Annotated in this window: 25 protein-coding genes and 1 pseudogene; 4 read left to right on the top strand and 22 right to left on the bottom strand. The window is 38.1% G+C overall.

Annotation, left to right across the window (positions count from 1 at the left end):
• Positions 1-175: 175 nt before the first annotated feature.
• The 7 genes from LQ203_RS13625 to LQ203_RS13595 all read right to left on the bottom strand — a co-directional run bounded on the left by LQ203_RS13625 (position 176) and on the right by LQ203_RS13595 (position 4,939).
• On the bottom strand, positions 176-532 hold the full coding sequence (locus LQ203_RS13625) for a thioredoxin family protein (protein WP_290370586.1): 357 nt from the start codon (positions 530-532) through the stop codon (positions 176-178).
• Positions 533-773: 241 nt separating this feature from the next.
• The gene (locus LQ203_RS13620; protein WP_230158907.1) at positions 774-2,066 is read right to left on the bottom strand and encodes a glycosyl hydrolase family 8; all 1,293 of its coding nucleotides are present in this window, start codon (positions 2,064-2,066) and stop codon (positions 774-776) included.
• Between the two features lie 15 nt (positions 2,067-2,081).
• Complete coding sequence (locus LQ203_RS13615) at positions 2,082-2,456, bottom strand: class I SAM-dependent methyltransferase (RefSeq protein WP_230158904.1); 375 nt, start codon at positions 2,454-2,456, stop codon at positions 2,082-2,084.
• Positions 2,446-2,619: a hypothetical protein gene (locus LQ203_RS13610; protein WP_230158903.1), complete on the bottom strand. Its 174-nt coding sequence runs from the start codon at positions 2,617-2,619 to the stop codon at positions 2,446-2,448. The genes LQ203_RS13615 and LQ203_RS13610 overlap by 11 nt, the downstream gene beginning before the upstream one ends.
• A 35-nt stretch (positions 2,620-2,654) precedes the next feature.
• On the bottom strand, positions 2,655-3,347 hold the full coding sequence (locus LQ203_RS13605; protein ID WP_230158902.1) for a glyoxalase: 693 nt from the start codon (positions 3,345-3,347) through the stop codon (positions 2,655-2,657).
• Between the two features lie 223 nt (positions 3,348-3,570).
• Positions 3,571-4,218: a pentapeptide repeat-containing protein gene (locus LQ203_RS13600; RefSeq protein ID WP_230158901.1), complete on the bottom strand. Its 648-nt coding sequence runs from the start codon at positions 4,216-4,218 to the stop codon at positions 3,571-3,573.
• A 241-nt stretch (positions 4,219-4,459) separates the two neighbouring features.
• The gene (locus tag LQ203_RS13595) at positions 4,460-4,939 is read right to left on the bottom strand and encodes a DUF4306 domain-containing protein (protein ID WP_230158899.1); all 480 of its coding nucleotides are present in this window, start codon (positions 4,937-4,939) and stop codon (positions 4,460-4,462) included.
• Positions 4,940-5,088: 149 nt separating this feature from the next.
• On the opposite strand from LQ203_RS13595, the gene LQ203_RS13590 reads away from it, so the two are divergent.
• Positions 5,089-5,739 carry a hypothetical protein gene (locus LQ203_RS13590; protein WP_230158897.1) on the top strand — a complete coding sequence of 217 codons (651 nt, stop codon included), beginning with the start codon at positions 5,089-5,091 and terminating at the stop codon, positions 5,737-5,739.
• A gap of 64 nt (positions 5,740-5,803) precedes the next feature.
• Here LQ203_RS13590 and LQ203_RS13585 read toward each other — a convergent pair.
• Together LQ203_RS13585 and LQ203_RS13580 are read right to left on the bottom strand one after the other, a co-directional pair.
• Positions 5,804-6,105 (bottom strand): annotated as a pseudogene (locus LQ203_RS13585) (hypothetical protein); the annotation flags it as partial.
• A gap of 187 nt (positions 6,106-6,292) precedes the next feature.
• Positions 6,293-6,643, bottom strand: coding sequence for a hypothetical protein (locus tag LQ203_RS13580; protein ID WP_230158894.1), 351 nt, complete (start codon positions 6,641-6,643; stop codon positions 6,293-6,295).
• A gap of 163 nt (positions 6,644-6,806) precedes the next feature.
• On the opposite strand from LQ203_RS13580, the gene LQ203_RS13575 reads away from it, so the two are divergent.
• Both LQ203_RS13575 and LQ203_RS13570 read left to right on the top strand, forming a co-directional pair.
• A complete protein-coding gene (locus tag LQ203_RS13575) occupies positions 6,807-7,226 on the top strand; it encodes a MarR family transcriptional regulator (RefSeq protein ID WP_230158966.1) in 420 nt (139 codons plus the stop codon).
• A gap of 12 nt (positions 7,227-7,238) precedes the next feature.
• On the top strand, positions 7,239-8,438 hold the full coding sequence (locus tag LQ203_RS13570) for an MFS transporter (RefSeq protein WP_230158893.1): 1,200 nt from the start codon (positions 7,239-7,241) through the stop codon (positions 8,436-8,438).
• Positions 8,439-8,669: 231 nt separating this feature from the next.
• Here LQ203_RS13570 and LQ203_RS13565 read toward each other — a convergent pair whose 3' ends face one another.
• Genes LQ203_RS13565 through LQ203_RS13550 form a run of 4 tightly spaced genes read right to left on the bottom strand, consistent with a single transcriptional unit; the run spans position 8,670 to position 11,826 of the window.
• On the bottom strand, positions 8,670-9,905 hold the full coding sequence (locus LQ203_RS13565; RefSeq protein WP_230158891.1) for a hypothetical protein: 1,236 nt from the start codon (positions 9,903-9,905) through the stop codon (positions 8,670-8,672).
• A 27-nt stretch (positions 9,906-9,932) separates the two neighbouring features.
• Positions 9,933-10,766, bottom strand: coding sequence for a hypothetical protein (locus LQ203_RS13560; protein WP_230158890.1), 834 nt, complete (start codon positions 10,764-10,766; stop codon positions 9,933-9,935).
• On the bottom strand, positions 10,763-11,449 hold the full coding sequence (locus LQ203_RS13555; RefSeq protein ID WP_230158889.1) for an ABC transporter ATP-binding protein: 687 nt from the start codon (positions 11,447-11,449) through the stop codon (positions 10,763-10,765). The genes LQ203_RS13560 and LQ203_RS13555 overlap by 4 nt, the downstream gene beginning before the upstream one ends.
• Positions 11,446-11,826: a GntR family transcriptional regulator gene (locus LQ203_RS13550; protein WP_230158888.1), complete on the bottom strand. Its 381-nt coding sequence runs from the start codon at positions 11,824-11,826 to the stop codon at positions 11,446-11,448. Before LQ203_RS13550 ends, LQ203_RS13555 begins: the two co-directional genes overlap by 4 nt.
• Before the next feature lie 332 nt (positions 11,827-12,158).
• Here LQ203_RS13550 and LQ203_RS13545 point away from each other — a divergent pair, with 332 nt between their 5' ends.
• Positions 12,159-12,806, top strand: a complete 648-nt coding sequence (locus tag LQ203_RS13545; RefSeq protein WP_230158965.1) for a glycosyltransferase — start codon at positions 12,159-12,161, stop codon at positions 12,804-12,806.
• A gap of 165 nt (positions 12,807-12,971) precedes the next feature.
• Here the strand turns inward: LQ203_RS13545 and LQ203_RS13540 are convergent, their stop codons facing one another.
• The 9 genes from LQ203_RS13540 to LQ203_RS13500 all read right to left on the bottom strand — a co-directional run bounded on the left by LQ203_RS13540 (position 12,972) and on the right by LQ203_RS13500 (position 20,336).
• Complete coding sequence (locus LQ203_RS13540) at positions 12,972-13,556, bottom strand: GrpB family protein (protein ID WP_230158964.1); 585 nt, start codon at positions 13,554-13,556, stop codon at positions 12,972-12,974.
• A 196-nt stretch (positions 13,557-13,752) separates the two neighbouring features.
• Positions 13,753-14,160, bottom strand: coding sequence for a GrpB family protein (locus tag LQ203_RS13535; protein ID WP_356714451.1), 408 nt, complete (start codon positions 14,158-14,160; stop codon positions 13,753-13,755).
• A gap of 157 nt (positions 14,161-14,317) precedes the next feature.
• Positions 14,318-14,665 carry a hypothetical protein gene (locus LQ203_RS13530; protein ID WP_230158884.1) on the bottom strand — a complete coding sequence of 116 codons (348 nt, stop codon included), beginning with the start codon at positions 14,663-14,665 and terminating at the stop codon, positions 14,318-14,320.
• A 153-nt stretch (positions 14,666-14,818) separates the two neighbouring features.
• The gene (locus LQ203_RS13525; RefSeq protein ID WP_230158882.1) at positions 14,819-15,427 is read right to left on the bottom strand and encodes a DedA family protein; all 609 of its coding nucleotides are present in this window, start codon (positions 15,425-15,427) and stop codon (positions 14,819-14,821) included.
• Between the two features lie 100 nt (positions 15,428-15,527).
• On the bottom strand, positions 15,528-16,694 hold the full coding sequence (locus tag LQ203_RS13520) for a galactosyldiacylglycerol synthase (protein WP_230158881.1): 1,167 nt from the start codon (positions 16,692-16,694) through the stop codon (positions 15,528-15,530).
• Positions 16,695-16,902: 208 nt separating this feature from the next.
• Positions 16,903-17,496 carry a DedA family protein gene (locus LQ203_RS13515; RefSeq protein ID WP_230158879.1) on the bottom strand — a complete coding sequence of 198 codons (594 nt, stop codon included), beginning with the start codon at positions 17,494-17,496 and terminating at the stop codon, positions 16,903-16,905.
• 18 nt (positions 17,497-17,514) lie between these two features.
• Positions 17,515-18,216 carry a polysaccharide deacetylase family protein gene (locus LQ203_RS13510; protein ID WP_230158878.1) on the bottom strand — a complete coding sequence of 234 codons (702 nt, stop codon included), beginning with the start codon at positions 18,214-18,216 and terminating at the stop codon, positions 17,515-17,517.
• A gap of 56 nt (positions 18,217-18,272) precedes the next feature.
• Positions 18,273-19,634, bottom strand: coding sequence for a HAMP domain-containing sensor histidine kinase (locus LQ203_RS13505; protein WP_230158877.1), 1,362 nt, complete (start codon positions 19,632-19,634; stop codon positions 18,273-18,275).
• A gap of 3 nt (positions 19,635-19,637) precedes the next feature.
• A complete protein-coding gene (locus tag LQ203_RS13500; RefSeq protein WP_230158875.1) occupies positions 19,638-20,336 on the bottom strand; it encodes a response regulator transcription factor in 699 nt (232 codons plus the stop codon).
• Positions 20,337-20,583 lie beyond the last annotated feature (247 nt).

Genomic DNA, 20,583 nt, shown 5'->3' with positions numbered 1-20,583 from the left:
TAAGTACTTATATGGATGTTAGATATCCATAATGGATATTTGGTATCTATAATTAAAACCCGTTTCATCTTAAAAATCAAGTTATTTTTAGAAAAAATTACTAAAAAGGCATTTGCGACCTCAAAATAAGGTGAACCCCGCATGATGACATCATGCGGGGTTCACCTTTGCCATTTTACAGGTCATTTAAAAATTCATTTACTGCCTCTGGAGTTTTTGCATTTGCACTATGCAGATGTGCAATCTTTTCACCATTTTTGAAGACTAATAAAGATGGAATCCCCATTACGGTTTGCTCTTCAGAAATCTCAGGGAACTCGTCACGATCGATCGTAAACCACTGTTTGTCTTGATGTTCTTGAGTGATCTCATCAATGAACATGTCTAAACGTTTGCAGTCTGGGCACCAAGTAGTTGTAAAAATCCCGACTGTCAGTCCCTCTTGTTTGATTTGTTCACGGTATTCTTGTTCTGTATTAATATTTTTCATGATTGTCTCCTCCGAGCTTTTCTTTTCATCATCATACTTCAATCCATGAATGAATGTACTCAAGGATTAATATATAATTAATTCCTTCACAGTACAAACGGTTTCTCCTGGATTTACCTTACTCTTGTCCGGTTTATGTGTTGAATGTTTAAAGCTTGCTTATAAAACTTTACCTCAGTGTTCACTATGAACATGAAAAAAACCACTGATCCTATGGCCTTTTCTATATCATTCATATTGGGAAAGTAAGCTGTAAGTGACCTATTCTTCAAATCTTGGACATTCATGTATTGGAATATGGTGCCCACCAATTGCCTGAAACCACAATCAATGTCTGTAATTTAATCGTATTGGCAAAATAGTCATCATCGTCTTGTTCCTGCATCATCCTATTCCATAATCGGTTAATCCATTGCTGATTGGACGGATCAACCATGGCACTCACCATGAACGGAGCAACAAAGCTTGTACTATTTCCTTCTTCTACAGTTTTTCCGCTAAGTGTATAGCCGGATTGGATATTTTCAGGGTTACCACCCGTTTCCGCTTTAATCCAATCATTCATCTTCTTTAGCTGCGGCAGCGCTCTGTCATCACCAGTCAGTAAGTAATCAATCGTATAGCGCCAAGGGGTCCTACTGCTGTTCCAGCTATAATTGCCATCATTCTCCCCTTCCAAAAAGTCAGCTTGTGCCGGCCTGTATCCTCCCTTGGATTGGACAATGAAGTCCGGCATAAGTCCGGTATTACCGCTTTTCTGCTCATAAATGGAATGAATGATATGATAAGCCTTATCCGTTACATCTTCCCATTCATGATTCCCTGTTGCCGCCTCAAATGACTTCATATGATTGAGAAGAAGGTCCGATGCACGAGTTGATTGCCCGTATACATCATCATTATCTTCCGCCCAGTCTCCTAGTTTAATCATCGATTGCGATCGATTTATTTCATTCGACATGATCGCCTCCATGATGTCTTTTGCTCTGGCAAGATAGTCGATTTCCCCTTCACTTCCCCATTGACGATCAGCCAATAATAACGAAAAAGCGATATCCATATCACCATCAGTTGCTGAATCAGCATCACCTGGTGTATTTATGATCTTACCCGATTTATCCTTTACTTGCTGCCAAGCCATTAAAGAAGGATCATTGATACTTCCATGCGCTTTATAAAACCGATAGAGACCGTCGAAATACTGCTTATCCTTGCTGCCTGCCATGATTGCCGTTATCATCATCCCGTAACCATGTGCTTCAGAAACGGTCACTGCGTTTTTGGGTTCTGCATATCCTTTATCATTATAAAAAATATAATATTCATCTTTTTTATCGGCAGGCTGCTTAAGGTATTCATTTTTCCAAGTTTCATAAAATCCGGCTACGGCCTTATCCATTTCCTCTTGTGACACATTGTTTGGTTTTATCGTTCCTGATTGATAGACTGTATGCTGTGGAAATGGCCTTTTACTGCCCATCTCTTTCTTTGTGGATTGAGACACTACTGCAATCGTGGCAATGATTCCGAAAACGATCACGCCTACTATTATGGTTAAACTACCTCTTTTTTTCATGGCTGGCTCCTTGGCTTATGGTGTTTTATTCACTGTATTGAGCGAACTATAAACAATTGTATGTAAACGACGATTTTTCATTTCATGCTCCGTGAACGATTCCAGGATGACGGTCCCAGGCCGCGAAAGTTCCAACGCCCATATAAGATACTCGGGATTATTAGGTTTATCAGCATCAATAAAAATAAGATCGAAACTGGACAATCCCTTTTCTTTAAGAGCTTGCAAAGTTTTGAGCGCCGTCCCGACAATGATATCGATTTTATTGGCCATTCCCGCATTCTTTATATTCTCCTCAGCCACTTTAGCATGCTTAGCCTCATATTCAAGCGTTATCAACCTGCCATCAATCCGGCAACGCCCGCGATCCAAACACCGCTTAGCCGCCAAGAGTTCCAATTCCCACTATTCTTTTCGCTCCACTGGTTTTTGCGAGTAAATGAAGGCATTTCCCTTGGCCTGGGGATACATCAATGGCAGGCAGCCCCGCTTCTGCATTTGCTTTCAATATCGAATTCACGATGTGTTCAGACGTTTGAAGCTTTTCACCCAAAATATAAATCTACCTCATTCCAAATTTCTGATCAATCAATCATCCCCCTTTTTCAATTTCATATATCCTTCCCCATCCACTGAAATTGTTATTTGCTCATCAATGACTATCGAAAGTGGAAAAATTTCCGATTCTCTTTTCGAAAAGATCCAACGCCTTTTCCTAGGGCCTAAAAGTAAAAACGAGCCTGCTTCATGTTCCCCTATAAAATTTAAACCATCTTCTCTTATCGGCTCATCTTTCCTTACGGGAATACCCAAACCGATCAACTGATTTCCTAGTACTCTAACTTCATCAGTCGTAATGTTTATTTCGCTAATGCACAGGACTTCTTGAGCAGAAAAAGACACTGCCTCAGATTTCGGTGAAACGGCATATCTCGATATGAACTCGACAATGTTGCCTGAAGGGTCCAAAAAATAAAAGGCATGTGCATCCGAAAAGCTAAAATAAACTTCGTCCTCATCATCTTCCCTAGTTAATTCCACTTTTGATTTTGCCCATTCTTTTGCAGCAAGAAATAAATTGGTCGGTATGTTCATCGCAAAATGATAATAAGGCTTTTCTTCGTGTAGATATTTTTTAATTTCAAGTACACTGTCCCCAACTTTAATTTCAAAGCCATCTTGAGTATCCGCGAGCAACTCAAATCCTAACTCATTAACATAGAAAGTACGCATATCATTCAATGCATGACTATATAAAGTGACCTTATTGATAATCAACATTTCCACCCCCAACCCATCTAACAGATATTGTAAAGCAATGTTGTGTTTGTGCAAACATTCTGTACTCTTCATTCACATAAAAATATATGTATTTCAAATGGATGGAATACACCATGTTTTCATGGATCCACCGTATCGGCCAGCCAACTAAAAAAGAGGCCACCAAATTGTGGCCCCAAAAGTCATCGCAAGCTCTCAGTTTACGATTTTATTTATCACAGGTTCATGCTTTAATTTTTAGTCCAAGCATCGCTGCAAAGCCTATCGCTTGGTCAGGGGAAACTTCACATCCATTTAAATCTTCCAGGGATACGGTTAGCCTTTGAAATTGAGAACTGCTAAGATCAATTCCTTTAAGCGGAGTCCGAGAAAAATTCACTTCGTTTAGTTGACATGTATCGAACATCACTTTCTTGAAATTACACTCATAATAATCGGCACTGTCCAAAGAGCAATGTTCGAACTTCACTTGCTTTAAAGCAGCATAACCAAAAGCACTTAAATTTAAGTTACAATTCTCAAATAGGACATTTCCTAAACTGGCATCGGAAAGATTAATGCCTAGTAATTTGGACTCTCTGAATTCAACCCGATGAATCGAGCCACCCATGAAATCGGCATTCGTCAAATCACAATGGTCAAAAATTACATCCGTCAGTTCAATATTCCTGAATGATACATCACTGAATGTCACATGTTTAAAGACAACCTGTGATAAAACGATTTGGTCCATCTTTTCTCTATCAATCGTGCAATTAGTTATGATACAAGAATCCAGATAAGGCTCATCTTTATAATAAATTTCCTGAAAATTTGCTTGAGTTAAGTCCTTGGGAATCTTTGGCTGTTCAATTTTGATTTTGCCTGACATATTATCACCATTTCACTTTATTCTTTTAAAAAACGATTGAAGGCATTAGGTCCGTAACTGAATATAGCAATTGGTCTACTAATTTCGACTTAACTATAAACCATATTTCAGGTAAGTTCAATTCTTTAGAATATCGCTGAAATGACTATTAATTTTGGTCATTTTGTGTCACCTATTTGCAAAAAAAAAAAATGTCTCGTATGTATCGGCAGCTTCGCTGTTTCATTTGCATGAAGTGACATCATATTTCAGTCTTGAATCCTTTTGACATCCAAAAATAATATAGAGCTGCACCCATTATGGATATCATCCCGCTTATGAGAAAGAAAACTTGAAAGATAGTTCCTCCTACCGTCGGGGTATTGGATACAAATACGCTTGAAAGCAGAAAAAGGGCACCCAATCCAGACAAAAATAGAGCCATACGTTTTATACTTCCTTTGAAAAGGATATAACCCGTAAGTATGATTAAGTACGAAGCTGCAAGGATCATAAATATTGGAAATGTCGGCTTGAATTTCGCGGCATACACAAAATAGTCCAAATCCGAAATATCTTGGGCATCCATCACTTGATCATCCGATGCTTGTGAAAAATATGTTGAATACTTCCATTCCCACGGATTATCAAGAATTTCGCTGCCTTCATACCAGGTACAAACTGAAAAAAGCAAAAAGAAAATTGCAGCGATTATCATTTGAAAAATATATTTAAAAGACATGCCATCACCTCCAATCGCCATTATACCAATAAATGGTTAAAAATTATATCATTCGTCCACTCGTGCTCCTTACCTGACTTTAAGCAACATGAAACAAACAATGGCTTTTGAATAATATAATGTAACCACTTTTAAGGAGCGTTTGAGATATGACCACTCATGGAGATGACCTCCTTATTTCAGGAGCATGGTTATTAGGAATTGGCACACTCGCTGGTGCAATCGGTCAAACCCGGCAAACTTTAACGGGTACTAACCTCGGAAAAGATCTGCTCTTAAAAGGGAATGTCATTGAAGCCGTTGGAAATTCGCTGCAAGCAATCGGTCGAACAAAAATGATAAATCCGGAAAATGAACTTTCGGAATCCTATTTCATTTTCGGTGCTTGGCTTGAGGCTGCAGGTAATACAGCAAATGCAGTTGGAATAGATATGCAGCTGAATGGCTCAGAAGATGAGGGCACCAGAACGGATGCGCTCGGCAGTGGAATCCAAGGCCTAGGTGCCGTTTTTGAAGCAATCGGGGCATCTTTGACGGAGGAGTCCCTTTCACGATCTCTTGAAATTAAAGGAAATGCCCTCATTGCGGCGGGCTCTTTTTTTGAATCTATTGGGAGTATTTTCATTTTAAATAAAAAAAAGCGAATGGGAGAGCAAATCCTTTTGCTTGGCAGCTGGGCCCAGGTTTTCGGTGCATTTATATTAATCGAAGCATTTTACCTTGGTCCAGAACCTGAACAACCCGAGAAAGGTAAAGATGAACATAACGGCCATTATAGCTATGCCAACTATTCCGTATGATCCATTAAGGGGCCGCGAGTTCGATTTTCGAAATATACAGCATAATGACCCTACCCAACGGCGATGGATGCTTGTCAGCATATAGGATGGTAACTCCACTGTTCCTTACCTTTCTGGTGATCTCATCAACCAGTTGCCGGGAAGTGGCGTGAAAAACTAGATGGTTAAGACCCACTCGCCCCCTATGATAGGGAATGTCAAGAAACCTTGTTTCCGTTTGTACAAAAACGATGTACATCTCACCCGCTTTCCCACTCCTGAAATCGCTCATAGCCCATCTCGTCCAAAACCAGCCCCCAAAATCAATGGTCCTCTTTTTAAACATGAAACATACAGCTCAATATGATGGATGAAACCTTTTGACAACTGTCATCCCCACATGTCCCGGCGTTCAAATTTTTTCAGTGCTCTTGGAGAAACGGGCATAATATTATGATGCGATAACCTTAGTCAAGGTTTACAGAACAAAAAAGGGCTGCTACATTACAGTCCTTTTCCCCCGCCCCTTTATCAAACCAATAAAGGTCTCTATACAACACTTATGCAGGTCCACTTATTTTAAGATTTCGTCATAAACCTCCCCACCGCCATTTATTTTGATAATTTTCAGGCGATTGGTATTTTTGACGAAAACGGTTTTATATTGTTTTTTACCGTTCAGTTCAATAAGGAATACTCGTTTATCATCGTTATCCGTTTCCTTATTGAAAGTATAGTCTTCGTTGCCGATTTGCTCGATGATTTGGTCATATTCGGGTAAAGAAGACCACTTCTCATGTTTAGGACTTGTTTGAGTTTCATCTGCTGTTTGCACAGATTTTTCCCCGTTTTCATCCGCTTTGTCATTATTGCAAGCAGTTAGCATTGTTGCTGCGGCAATCAACGCGATCATAGATTTATACATACTTCACATCATCTCCTATTCCTATATTCCCCCTCATTTTAACTAAAAACCAATTTAACTAAACAATTCAAATCCGAGTGGACAAAATGGATTAATTTTGATATTATAGTTACTCAGGGTAACAATTACTCTTGGTAACTATATATTATAAGGAGTGTTTCTAATAAAGACTTTCCAAAAATTCTTTCAAGAACTATTGCTGCTGTACCGGCCTTTTGAAAATAATTTAAATATACAGCTGAACCAGCATGATTTACACCGAGCGCAATGGTCCATATTGCATTACTTATCCAATTATGGTTCTGCAACTCTAGTAGAACTGGCCAATTACCAAAATGTTGAAAAACCCACGATTACGAGGACCATCACCCGTTTAGAAGAGCTTGGGTATGTCGAGCATGTCCCAAGCAAGGATAGACGCGAAAAAAGAATGCGGCTTACGGAGCTTGGATCAAAGATATACAGTGAAGTCCGCGTGACAATCGATCGATACGAACAGGACATCCTAAAAGGGATCACCGAAGAGGAACAACTCGCAGCCATCCGCATCATGGGCGAAATAAGAAATAACATCATAAAGTAAGGAGATAATAAAATGGAACAATCCAGACCTAAATTATGGACGAAGGACTTCATCATCGTTTCTTCCATTAATTTTTTCATAACTTTAATCTTTTATTTATTGATGGTGACACTTGCCATCTATGCTGTAAATGAATTGCATGCATCTACAAGTCAAGCAGGACTCATATCGGGTATATTCATAATAGGAACATTAATCGGACGTCTATTCATCGGCCGTTTCATTGATTCAATCGGCCGGAAGAAAACATTATTCATCGGTTTGATCTTTTTCACATTGACAACCATTCTATATTTTGTGGATCTAGGAATTGGCTTCCTGCTCGTTAACCGGCTGATTCATGGTATGGCGATGGGGATGGCTAGTACTGCGACAGGAACGATCGTCGCTCAGATCATCCCTACAACACGAAAAGGCGAGGGCATCGGCTATTACAGCATGAGCGCGACACTTGCGACAGCAATCGGCCCTTTCATCGGTCTTTATATGGCCCAACATACAAGCTTCAAAGTCATTTTCAGTTTCTGCCTGGCATTAGGGATTATCAGTCTGATTACAGCATTCTTCTTGTATGTACCAGCATTGAAAGTAACGGCAAAAGTATCTGAAAGTAAAGGATTCAAGCTTTCCAATTTTATTGAACCGAAGGCACTGCCCATTTCATTCATTACACTGTTATTGGCATTCTGTTATTCCAGCGTCCTTTCTTTCATCAGTTTCTATGCCATAGAAATCGACCTGGTCAATACTGCAAGCTTCTTTTTTGTCGTTTACGCAGTAGCCGTATTATTATCACGCCCTTTCTCAGGACCGCTAATGGACCGGAAAGGCGCGAACTTCATTATGTATCCAGCTTTCATGATTTTCGGTGTCGGGTTGCTCCTACTAAGTATATCAACCAATAGCTTCACTTTATTGGCAGCTGGTTTCCTCATCGGCCTTGGATTCGGTAACATGCAATCAAGCTCACAGGCTATTGCCGTGAAATTGACACCTCCTCACCGTATGGGAATGGCAACATCCACCTTCTTTATCATGCTTGATGCAGGACTTGGGTTTGGCCCTTATATTCTGGGATTCATCATTCCAGTAACAGGCTATAGCACACTTTATGTCATCCTTGGCGTTGTGGTCATCGCAACTTCCGTTCTTTACTACTTCTTGCACGGCAGGAAAGAACGGACTGCACGAGCAAAAATCGTTTCCATTTAACCGATAACGGAAAAAAGGATATCCTATTGGAGGATATCCTTTTTTCATGGCCTTTGTTCCACGAGTTCGATTCTTGGAATCTGTCCGAGATAAGCAGTCCGTGAAATTGCACATGGGAATTCGTCAGTTGTTGGTGATAATTCGACCTTCAGTGAGATATTTCGACCATTACTAAAAAAGAAGCCGCTCAAAAGTTTTTACTTTTGAGAAAGCTTCTAGTGATAGTGGTCCTTATTTGACTTCTATATTTTCTACATAAAAACCAAGATTTTTGGTCTTCTTTTGCTCTGCTGATTGGATGACTGTTTCCCCTTTATATAAAGTCTTTCCGGTCTTTAAATCGGCGATCAGCAATTGAGGCGGTTTAGTTTTATAATCCATTTCTTCTGGATATCTGTCATTACCTAGAAGTAAATACACACTTCCATTCTTAACGGTGGCGAAGTATTCTTCATTCTTATGAACAGCTAGGTCTAGCTCTAGATCCTTCGTTACCTTTTGACTGCTTAGATCAATCGTCTTAATGTGATAATTGTTGGATTGATTATCAACTACGTATAGATTTTTCCCATCCCCAAAGCCTTTTCTTATCTTGTCTAGGCTAAGCGATTCATTTTTTGGCCATTTAACATGTTCCATTTTTTCCGTTTCATAATTATAAGATAGCAGTTTGCTTTCATTTGGCCTTTCCTCATACGAACCATCCTCATGATTTACCCCTTTGATTACAGAAAATAAAATCATGTTGTTTGACTGGGTGGGAGCAACATCAACTGGCATCCCAACTTCGACTTGGTCATTGCCTTTATAAGTTTCGGAAAATAGAGTTTTATCGCTTATTACTTTCTTATTAGCTAAATCGATCGTATACAGATGAACCTCTTTCGTTTGCTTGTCATCGTTGGAATTCACATCATTAGTCGTTAATACCTGTAGCTTTGAATGGACCAATTGCACATCCACCACATTCGTATTCATTTTTCTCACTTGATCGGGAAGTTCCAAACTGAAAGAAGTTTCATCGTTGCCTTTCTTCTCCAATAAAGCGATATCAAACTCCGCTTCCATGTTTCCGTTCTTTGTGAAATCCTCATTCACCGAGGCGTAAGCTAGGAAATCACTGTCTTCATAAAAAGAATCGATGTAATCCTTCCCACGCATAAATGAACGATGTTCTTTCATTAATCTTCCCATTTGAGCATCTTGTCTTCCAGTTAAACTTTCAAAGTAAGACTTTTCGCTGTCATATGTTGTTTGATTGGATTCAATCGTTAATGATTCAAAATAGGGATCGGCTTCATGTGAACCATGTATGATTACCGGATCAAGCTCTTTGCTACTACCTTCTAGCTTCTTGAACGTATACATTGGAAGTCCTGAAGCGGAGGAAGCTACTTTGACATAATAGGTCCCGATGCTTAAAATGACTACCAATCCAATTATGATGCTGCATAGATAACGTTTCACCTTGTTCACTCTCCTTAAAAGTTGTTGTTATACAGTAACGCGGTTTTTTAATAACCAAGAACCAAGCCAAATCGAAATTCCTGTCACGATGATTCCTAAAGCGATCAGTGTTCCAACAAGTTCACCAGGGTAAAAATAGAAAACATCACTTGCCATTGCGAAAACAGGAGTTAAAAACAACGCTGCAGCTATTCCGCAATACACCAAGCCCAAAATGATACCTTTTATACGGAAACTTCTTTCAAACATGATCGCTGTAAATAATATAGCCATGACCATTAGACCGATCCCATAGGAAAGCAAGAATTGCGTGAATGTAGTTGGAATAATTAAATTCAAGACAGGATTGAATTTGATTATTCCAGCAGACGACATTTCCATGTTCAAGAACGCTTCAGGCACCCTTGAATCAAAAAGGGCATTTTCCATTGGTAAAATGATAATCTGCCAAGCAATCAATCCTAACACCATCAAAAAGATGGCCGTGGCCTTGGAAAGGTAGATCGACAATCTGGATGTCGGTAACATCAATAGGCGATAAATGAACGTATTTTTTCCAAACCAATCACGATACCATATAAGGAAAATGTAAAAAATAAGAGCAACGGCACTGAGCGCGATCGGTCCTTGAAACAAAAGCGTATTGGCGATATGGGTAAAATCAATGCCTCCATAATTGGTAATATAAGCGGCCTCCGATAGTTTTTCTTCCGACATGATCTTCCTGGCATCATTAAGAAGACTGTTCGTTACAATGATCACTCCAGCAAATTGTGAAACCAAGGTGATCAACAATAAGCTAAGATAGATTTTACTGAAACGGTTGATTTCAAAGTTCACTAGTTTTAAATAACGCATCATGATTGATACACCTCTCTCATTACATCGACTACCGATTTCCCTTCCTCTTCACGCATTTCTTCTGTATTGAACTCTTTCAGCACTGTACCATTATCCAATAAAATGACCTTATCGATTAAATGTTCAATATCACCAATTTCATGGGTCGTGATGATGACGCCCCTGTCTTCAATAAGGTGACTTGCAAAGACATCGGCGATTTGCTCACGGCTAAACATATCGATGCCCGAAAACGGTTCGTCCATCAGTACATAATCCACGTCAAGGGACAGACCCAGCATTAAGTTAAGCTTAGCTGTATTCCCTTTTGACAATTCCGAAATGGGGGTCTCCTCTTTCAGCTTAAAGAATCCCATTAATTGATTGGCTCTTTCCGTGTTCCATGATGTATAGAAATCCTCCATGAACACCATTGCCTGTTTAACCGTCATTTGCGGAAGCATCGTTGGTGCGTCTGGAATGAAGGTGATTTTTTCATAGCTGTCCTTTGTCATTTTTTGATCATCAATCAGGATTTCGCCTTTATATGGCGTCAAGCCCATAATGGCTTTGAGTGTAGTCGTTTTACCGACACCATTTATCCCGATCAGACAAGTGACTTCCCCTTTATTGGCGGTAAAAGAAACACCGTCCAAGATTTTCTTCCGGCCGTAATTCTTAGAGATTTTTTTTACTTCGATCATTCTTCTTCCCCCTCCCTTATTTCTTCCGAATATTTCTCTTTAACCACACGAAGCAGTTCATCAACTGGCACATTAATAGGACGGATCGCATCGACAAACGAATCAACGGCAGCCAGAATAAGTTCCTGCCTCACAGCCTGTAAAACCGTTTCGTTCGTCGTAATTTGACTGGGAAAATTTCGTTCAGTATGAATCAAGCCCTGTTCCTCCATTTCTTTATACGCTTTTTGAGCAGTATTAGGATTTATGTTCAATGAAGCGGCCAGTTCTCTTCGAGAGGGAATTTCCTGTCCGGCCACGAATTTGCCAATGGCTATTTGTTCTTTAAAATGCCTAACGACTTGCAGATATACCGGTTCCCGGGTATTTACGTTCATAAAAAACCACCCCCTATTTATTAAAAAAAGTCTGATTGTCTTGCGTGTATGTACCAAGTGGTTCATACACCTTATGGATGTACTATACCCGTAATACACCTAAGCTGTCAATCCTGTATTTCAATAAAATGAAAAACTCGAATACGCGGTGCTAGTAGTTTACACAACCGTTAGTCATGCGGTGATTGGCATTAACTCGGCAAAAATAAGGTGCATTCAATGGGTCAGTATTATTACCCTTAACGGTTCCGAATTTTTCCGTGAAGAGTAAAACCTATAAATTACTCAAATAATAATGGAGCATTTAAATGTATATAAAGGAGATGATTTTTATCAAAAACCGATTTTTAACATTAATGATCTTGTTTATGTCTTTTGCTTTGATCTTTTCTCCTCTAACCACTGAGGCAAAAGGAAAAGGGGCTCAACAAAGACAATGTATTAGTAAATCATCGGAACAGCTAAAACATTCTTTACAGAAACTTTGGATTGACCATACTATATGGACAAGAAGCTATATGGTAAGCGCCTTATCAGATTTGGATGACAAAGAAAAGGTACTGAATAGGTTATTAAAAAATCAGGATGATATAGGAAATGCAATCAAACCTTATTATGGCGATGCAGCTGGCAACAAACTAGCTGAACTGTTAAGGGAGCACATCGTTCTTGCAGGAAAAGTGGTGGATGCAGCAAAAAGCGGAAACCAGGAAAATCTGAAAAAATTTAATGCTGAATGGTATAGAAACGCTGATGATATTGCTCTTTTCCTTAGTAAAGCCAATCCGAATTGGAGCAATGATGAATTAAAGGAATTGCTATATACACATTTAAAATTGCTTACAGACCAAGTTGTATCCAGAATAAAAAAGGATACAGATGCGGAAATTTCTGCTTTTGATAAAGGTGAAGATCATATTATTAAATTGGCTGACACCCTAACAGAAGGGATTATCAAACAATTCCCAAATAAGTTTTAAAACTTAATAAAAAACAAATCCCGAATCTATCTCTTTCTTTCAAAGATAAAGTCGGGATTTTATTTGAGGGTGTACTTTAACGGGGTAGATCCATACTTTTGCTAAACCCCGTTTAACTGTTTCATCTCCTAAACTTCGTAAGGGTGACTTAGATTCAACCTTAACCTAAAACTTTGGATTTCCACACTCACTTGGCATCATATCCACTTTATCAGCATCATGATCACCCTGCTTATTCATCGATTTCAGCCAGTGTTTTGCTCGTTCATCCATCTCTTTTATAAAATCATTTTTCCCGTTTACATATCCATTGATATCATTCGGGAATTGTGCAGCCAAGCGCTGTTTCAGCTGACTATATCTTTGTGCTTCATAGGAATGGGCCAACATATAGTCCCGAAAAGCGAGGTGTCTGGCTATTTCTTCATGTCCTTTTTGAAACATGTGAATATGGTGCGTCCTCTCATTCCCGCCTTTACTAAAAAATCTTCGTCCAGCGATCCCATTCTCTCCCCTGGCTTCATAACCTATCTGTTCCATTTTTTGATTAAACCCAACGACACGTTCTATACTACGAACGACTGCCAAAATATCTATTACAGGTTTGGCATGAATGGCAGGTATCGCCGTACTGCCAATATGGTATAGCCCTATCAATTCATCCCCAAATATATCCTGTAATTCTTTGCATTCACCTTGAAACAGAATCGACCACTCTTTCTTATGTGAAACGACCTCGACCTTTCTCATGAAAGCCTCCTTTTTCCAATGCAGGTTATATCTCATTGATCTGGAGCGTGCAAAAAATAATAAACGTTTCCTTTTTAAAAAAATCACATACCCATTACGTTCTTTATTCGCTTGTTCCAGAACAAATTGAATAAATGGAGCTTTCGATTCCGTATACCCACCACATCAGCTGGATGGATTTGAGATAATTCCCGTTTTATTGCTGATGTTGGTTCCGTACGTTAGGATGAGTTCTTAGATAATCCCTAAATGAAAGTTGATTTTTCCACTGTTCACTTCCGTATTTATAGAAATGCAAATGGTGTGTCCCCGCTCTCCATTGACCTTTTCTAAAAAAACGCCTTTCGGGAAATTCCTTATGTGCGACAAATACATACCCAATCGATTGCAAGGGTTCAATGAACATATCCACCTCATCTAAATGATGAACGCCAGCCATGATGTCCAAAATGGGTTTTGCCCCCAATCCTTCGACAGATGTACTTCCAATATGCTCAACAAAAAGGGGATAATTTTTTAATGCCTCCATTATCCTCGCTTTTTCCTGTTCGAACTCACTTACCCACTCGGGCTTATAATCTTCGATTTTGATTGGTTTTTCCATTTAATCACCCACTTCCATGAAGTTTCGGCAAACATCTTTTTTTCCATTTCGTTCGAATGACGATCTATCTTCTTATGTTCATAAAGGACATATATGTGGGGTCATTTCGGATTTCCTTCACTTCATATTTTCACTTTCTCAATTATGTATTCGTGGCTCATATTTTGTAATTAGTTTCTTTCATTTCTTTTGGAATAATCCCAAATTTAGCGATTAAAAGCATCGCAAGAAACCCAAAACAACAAAAACTCGTATTATCACTTGTGAAAAATGCATCTGGTATAATCATTAATACTAATAATAGATTCAAAATATAAGAAAAAAGAAAGCCCACATAGGATAGGCAAGATAGATAGTTCCCAATCAGTCTCCTCTTGTAATGAACATCATCAGATTTATTTCCTTTTATGATGCTAACGCATTGCCTAATTTCTCTAATAAGACCGTATGTGAAACCAATAATCAACAGAGCCACAATAAGATAATCAACTATTGCTTTCTCCACATTATTATCCTCCTTGGTAATAGGTATTTACTCACATTATATACGGATAACACATACCAAAGTTTCAAAATAAAGGGAATAACCCTAGAGATTCACCATCTCGTCGACAAAAAAAAAAGACCACCTAATAGGAGGTCCCTTCACTATTTAAAATCATAAAAAACCTTTGTTTTTCTTTTTTTTCATGAACCCGCGAATGATCATTCCGGCAATAATGAGGATCGCCACGAATGCGACTGGCTGGATATAGGGCTTGGCCATCTCGTTAATCTGGTCCCAATTGCTTCCTAACTTCATCCCGAGGAATACAAAAAGCACAGACCACGGAAGTACAGCTAGCAGCGTATAATTCGTGAACTTCATTAATGGCATTTTGGAAATCCCTGCTGGAATGGAAATAGCATGTCTGACAACCGGAATGAACCTAGCCGTAAAAATGACGCTTGGTCCATATTTAGTAAACCAAGTTTCCGATAGTTCAATATGTTTTTTGTGAATGAATATATACTTTCCATATTTTTCTAAAAATGGTCTTCCACCATAATATCCGATTAAATAAACAAATATCTGAGCGATGGTTCCGCCAATTGTTCCAGCAATAACCGCGCCAACAAAGCCAATTTTTCCTTGGGAAACTAAAAAGCCCCCATAGGATAATACAATTTCACTTGGAATAATTTCAATCATAAGTCCAAGTGTAATTCCTAGGTACCCATAATCCATGAGTGTAAGTAAAATAGATTGGATAAAGTCGTTTATCATTCAACTTCTCTCTTTCGTTTTCTTTCTTTTCTCTTATATGAATCTCGAATGTTATTATTAAAAATGGGGCCGCTTGACGGCAGGAAAAATAGAATGTCCCCTAGCTATAAATAACTTTTGACTGATTTGTGAAATATGATGGCTTATCGGCTTGTTTCAGATTAAGAATCATTTTCATAATTTCAACCATTCCCTCAGGGTTTTCCAATTCCATTTCCTTTTGATAGGTTTCGATCGATTTATCCCACTGATCCATTTTTTCATGGTCCTTTAAAATAGTAAGCATTTGTTTTTCAAATGAAGATTTAGGATTGATTTCAAATACAAGTTTATTGTCTTTTAAATACTGTAGATTAATTTCCTCCTGTCCTGGCAGCATCGAATGGACGAAAATCGGAAGCCTTTTTCGAAGTGCTTCACTAATGGTGACACCACCTGGTTTCGTGATGATTACATCCACTTCATCATAAATTTTGTTCATTTCAATTCTTGATGAGATATAAGGCAATGGTTTAATATGAGCTAAACCCCATGTATTAATCTCATCATATAGCTTTTTGTTGTTACCACAAAGTACAAAATAATCAAAAGCGGTTGATTTTTTTAATTCACCAGCTAAATTCAAAATCCCGCCCAAACCACTATTTCCTCCTGAGATTAAAACTTTGGGGCGATCTGTGTTGTTAAATACACGTGCCCTTTTAGTGATTTCCTCATGCACAGGAATACCTGTTACCATCATACTATGTTTCGATATTTGATTCTTGCTTAATAGCTTTTCTTTCAATTCCTGACTTGGAAGAAAGTGAAAATCAATCCCATTGCTTCCCCATACATTATTAATAAAGAAATCCGTATACACGTTTATAATCGGGGTGCTGCACTTCCCTTTTATCTTTAACTGGCTTAAAAGATAGGAAGGGAATCCGTGTGTACACACAATTAAATCTGGCCTTTCCTCCGCTATCAATTGTTCCATTTTTTTCAAAAATATATGTTGATACCATTTAAATGAACGTTCCTTCTGCGAGTTAACGTAAAAAAGGTTTTTGTAGGCGAGATTATAGCTTTCTGGTGCATAACGGATCCATTTCAAATAACCGGTTGTTATCATTTTTTCTAAAGAATTATTCGTATAACTTAACAAATCTACTTTTTTCAAAATAACTCCGTCTGTATGCTTTTTAAACATATCCATTAAGGCCTCTGCAACTTGATGATGTCCCGACTGCATGCGGAAGAGAGGTAAAAACAAAACCTTCTTCATATATGTCATCCCCTATTGAAATCATTCTTTTTAATGTAATGATTACGGACTTGGAAAAAAGACGTTTTGCATGTTCAAGAGTTTTTTTCCCTTTACAATATAACACTTTTTTTGTTAATAACTTTCATTTTAATCAATTTTTAATGATACGTTCACCTTATCACAAGCCCCCGTTCCCTAAACTTAGGCAGCCCGCTTGAATAGTCTTCTATCCATTCTTTTTTTTGCTCTTCATGTAATTGATAAAAGCATATATCAAAAAAAAGACGATGAATACGACACCTAAAAGTGGAACATATTCTGGATTTATATGAAAGGCGTTGCCCATATAATACCCTGCCACTATAAAAGGGACAGTCCAGAGAAACGTGCCTAGCAGGGAAAAGAGAATGAATTTAAAGAGGGGAATATTATTGATTCCTGCAAAATACGGACTAATCTGCCTTATTCCTGGTAGATAAAACCCAAACACGATTGTTTTTTGGACATTATTCATATACTTTTCCTGTACTTTCTCCCATCGTTCATTGGTAATGCCCACGTATTTCCCAAATTTCTTTATAAATGGATATCCAACATATTTCCCACATACATAAGCGATAAGCATCCCTAAAAAGGCTCCAAGAAATGCACTCAGGGTTGCTAAACCAAAAGAGAGCTTATTTTGTCCAATTAAGACTCCGATTAAAAATAGAAGAGATTCCTCTGGAGCGGGAATGCCCACAATGCCCATGAACAAAAAAAGAAAAATGATAAGATAGCCATATAAGTCAATAAAATGTAAAATACTATCTATGTTCATAAAATCCCCTCGAATCAGTTATAAGTCTTTTAATGTAATAAATTTTGTTCCCTTTTTAATTGTTTCCTCTAAGTAAATTTCCAAAACTTCAATCATATAGTGAGGTGCTTCTTTATCCGCACCCAAGGTTTCCCCGCAGTCATGGAGCAAGATAATGGAACTTTCCGTTGACGTTGTTCGCAATTGATTTAGCAGGTCATTCTTGCATGTTTCCACCTTCCAATCTCCAAAAATGGCCGACCACATGACCACTCTATATTTTTTACTGATCATGGGTGTAAATAGATTAAAATGGCCCCACGGCGGTCTGTAAAAGGTGACTTTTTCATGCGTACAATCCGTAATGGCCTTTTCAGTCATATTTAACTGTTTCCTTAAACGAAAGGGCGAAAGGATCCAGCTTGAAACATGATCAAAGTGATGAATCCCAATTGTATGTCCCTCATCATGCATTCGTTTAATGATATCAGGGTTATTTCTCACTTTACTGCCCACAACAAAAAACGAACCCTTTATCTCGTACTTTTTTAAAAGATCAAGTAATCGTGTCGTATATTCAGGATTGGGACCATCATCAAAAGTTAGGGCTATCCCATTATTTCTCTTGTTTTTTTGGGTTATGCCCGATCCGCTTACACGAATAATTACGGTAGGGACAATCGTATAAACTAGAAAAAACAATAATATGATACCCAAGCTAATCATCCATATTTGTGTCACTCACAGAACACCTCAATCTTGTATTTTACGGCAAATTTTCATGCACAAGAAACGGATTACCTTTTGGGTAAGAATAATGCCACTTCCGTTCCAATTCCTTCTTCACTAACCACTTTAATTTCTCCATTATGTTGCTTCATTATATTATTTGCTATCGATAAACCTAGCCCTGATCCACCTGTCTCACGGCTTCTAGCCTTATCCACACGATAAAAACGCTCAAAGATATTTTCTATGTCACGCTCAGGTATTCCAATACCATAGTCTTTTACCCGAATGACGGTAGAGTATAGCTGAACCTTTACATACACATCAATTTTGTCTGTACTATATTTGATTGCATTATCTAAAAGAATGATGATCACCTGTTTTATCTTCAATTCATCTGCTATAACCGTAATGGAATCTTCTTCGTAATGAAAGTTTATTTCTCGCCCATAAACCTCTTTGAATTGTTTAAATACGTTCTCACATAACGTTATTACATTCACTGATTTATAATCTAAGGTAATTTCCAATTCCGTATCGGCTAATTCCAGCAGCCTTTCCGTCATTTTCTGTATTCGGGTTGCCTCTGAATGAATGACATTTATCACATCAAGTGCTTTTTCTTCACTTTTTATGCGGCGTCTTCTCAAGAGATCGGCATAACTTTTTATAATCGTTAGCGGTGTCTTTATTTCATGAGAAGCATCTGAAATGAATTGCTTCTGTTTATCCAAATTCACATCCAATCTGCCCATCATCCGATTGAAAGTAACCGCCATTTTTTGCAGTTCATCTTTTGTTTCATGTTGAATGATGATTTTTTTGGGTATACCGCTTTGTTCAATATCCTCCATCGTATTTATCATATTGGAAATAGGTCTCATAATTACACTTGATAACCACCTGCCGCCTAGCAGCGATAACCCTGCCCCTAATAGGGTACAAAATGTCAGAATGGAAAGTAATACATCCTTCCCTAATTCCAGTCCTAGTAATCTATCTCCAATTTCTAAAGTTCCAACAACTTTACCTTTAGATAGGATGGGAACCCTAACGATTAATATTTGTTCTTCTTTGCTAGCTTGTCTAATTGTGCTTCTATGGGCTTCTTGTTCGCTAGAAAATTCTCCTTTAAATTTAGTAAGCAAATAATGGTCGCTGGACACTTCACTTCTAATTTGCGAGTCAGGTTGTATAATTCTTATAAATGAATGATTCGTTAAATATGTGGTTAATTTTTTTTCCATTTCTTGAGGCGCATCATCCATTTTTATTTCGGCAATGACATTTTGGGCTTTGTGCACCAATACATCCTCTTCCATATTTACAGTAATTTTCATGAAAGAAATAAATACAACAGCATTGACTGCAACCAACACACAGAGTATCCAAGCTGTCGTAATCAGGTTAATTTTTGTTGTAATTTTCATTACTTATTTCTCCCTTACTGTATAGCCAATTCCTCTAACCGTTTGAATAATGATCGGATCAGAAAAACCTTCTTCCGTTTTCTTTCTTAAATGACGGATATACACATCAATTACATTGGTCTCCCCTTCATACTCATAACCCCATACATTCATCAGGATATTTTCTCGCGTCACGATTTTGTTTTTATTGGAAAGTAAATAAACGAGTAAATCAAATTCCTTTGGGGTTAACGCTATGGAAGAATCCCCCCTCTTAACCTCTCTCGTATCGAGATTAATGAATAAATCTTTTATTGATAAGATTGTTTCCTCTTCTCTTGTAGCATTGGCAGTTATTGAATTCTGACGTATGGATGAACGTATTCTTGCCAATAATTCCTCGATTTCAAAAGGCTTCGTTATATAGTCATTGGCTCCTTGATCCAGCCCTGCCACCTTATCCATTGTAATATTACGAGCTGTTAATAGGATGATTGGCAGTAATGTGTTCTCATTTCGTATCCTTCTTAAAACCTCAATGCCATTCAGCTCAGGTAGCATAACATCCAAAAGTACTAAATCTAATTCTTCGTGCAATGCGGCTTCCAGCCCCGCCTTGCCGGTATGGGCAACAAGCACTTCATACCCCTCAAATTCGAGTTCTATTTTTAATATCGTTGCTATCTGGATTTCATCTTCTACAACCAAAATACGCTGTTTCATTTAAAACCCTCCTACTTGAGTGGAATATGCATCCATATCCATATGTATTTATCGAATTTGAATATTAGCTCCATACTTTACACGAACCTAAATATTCCGTTTAAAATTTCAATTCCCTCTATATTTATCCAAAGTCCTGCATTTTAATCGTTTCCACTAATTCTTGAAATGCTCTTTCTTCAATTTAGCATTATTTTGCTTTTTATTTCGCTTTTTAATTAATTTTTAATCCTTTTTTCAAATTGCG

The organism is Peribacillus sp. Bi96 (genome assembly GCF_918698115.1).
Classification (GTDB): domain Bacteria; phylum Bacillota; class Bacilli; order Bacillales; family DSM-1321; genus Peribacillus.
This window is presented reverse-complemented; position numbering and strand designations above follow the sequence as displayed.

Excerpts from the sequence above, each read along its gene's own strand:
- LQ203_RS13535 (WP_356714451.1), bottom strand. The coding sequence starts at position 14,160 with ATGGAAAAACCAATCAAAATCGAAGATTATAAGCCCGAGTGGGTAAGT.
- LQ203_RS13525 (WP_230158882.1), bottom strand. The coding sequence starts at position 15,427 with ATGATAAACGACTTTATCCAATCTATTTTACTTACACTCATGGATTAT.
- LQ203_RS13550 (WP_230158888.1), bottom strand. The coding sequence starts at position 11,826 with ATGAACGTAAATACCCGGGAACCGGTATATCTGCAAGTCGTTAGGCAT.
- LQ203_RS13515 (WP_230158879.1), bottom strand. The coding sequence starts at position 17,496 with ATGAACATAGATAGTATTTTACATTTTATTGACTTATATGGCTATCTT.
- LQ203_RS13505 (WP_230158877.1), bottom strand. The coding sequence starts at position 19,634 with ATGAAAATTACAACAAAAATTAACCTGATTACGACAGCTTGGATACTC.
- LQ203_RS13540 (WP_230158964.1), bottom strand. The coding sequence starts at position 13,556 with ATGAGAAAGGTCGAGGTCGTTTCACATAAGAAAGAGTGGTCGATTCTG.
- LQ203_RS13590 (WP_230158897.1), top strand. The coding sequence starts at position 5,089 with ATGACCACTCATGGAGATGACCTCCTTATTTCAGGAGCATGGTTATTA.
- LQ203_RS13600 (WP_230158901.1), bottom strand. The coding sequence starts at position 4,218 with ATGTCAGGCAAAATCAAAATTGAACAGCCAAAGATTCCCAAGGACTTA.
- LQ203_RS13595 (WP_230158899.1), bottom strand. The coding sequence starts at position 4,939 with ATGTCTTTTAAATATATTTTTCAAATGATAATCGCTGCAATTTTCTTT.
- LQ203_RS13570 (WP_230158893.1), top strand. The coding sequence starts at position 7,239 with ATGGAACAATCCAGACCTAAATTATGGACGAAGGACTTCATCATCGTT.
- LQ203_RS13560 (WP_230158890.1), bottom strand. The coding sequence starts at position 10,766 with ATGATGCGTTATTTAAAACTAGTGAACTTTGAAATCAACCGTTTCAGT.
- LQ203_RS13520 (WP_230158881.1), bottom strand. The coding sequence starts at position 16,694 with ATGAAGAAGGTTTTGTTTTTACCTCTCTTCCGCATGCAGTCGGGACAT.
- LQ203_RS13500 (WP_230158875.1), bottom strand. The coding sequence starts at position 20,336 with ATGAAACAGCGTATTTTGGTTGTAGAAGATGAAATCCAGATAGCAACG.
- LQ203_RS13580 (WP_230158894.1), bottom strand. The coding sequence starts at position 6,643 with ATGTATAAATCTATGATCGCGTTGATTGCCGCAGCAACAATGCTAACT.
- LQ203_RS13555 (WP_230158889.1), bottom strand. The coding sequence starts at position 11,449 with ATGATCGAAGTAAAAAAAATCTCTAAGAATTACGGCCGGAAGAAAATC.
- LQ203_RS13620 (WP_230158907.1), bottom strand. The coding sequence starts at position 2,066 with ATGAAAAAAAGAGGTAGTTTAACCATAATAGTAGGCGTGATCGTTTTC.
- LQ203_RS13605 (WP_230158902.1), bottom strand. The coding sequence starts at position 3,347 with ATGTTGATTATCAATAAGGTCACTTTATATAGTCATGCATTGAATGAT.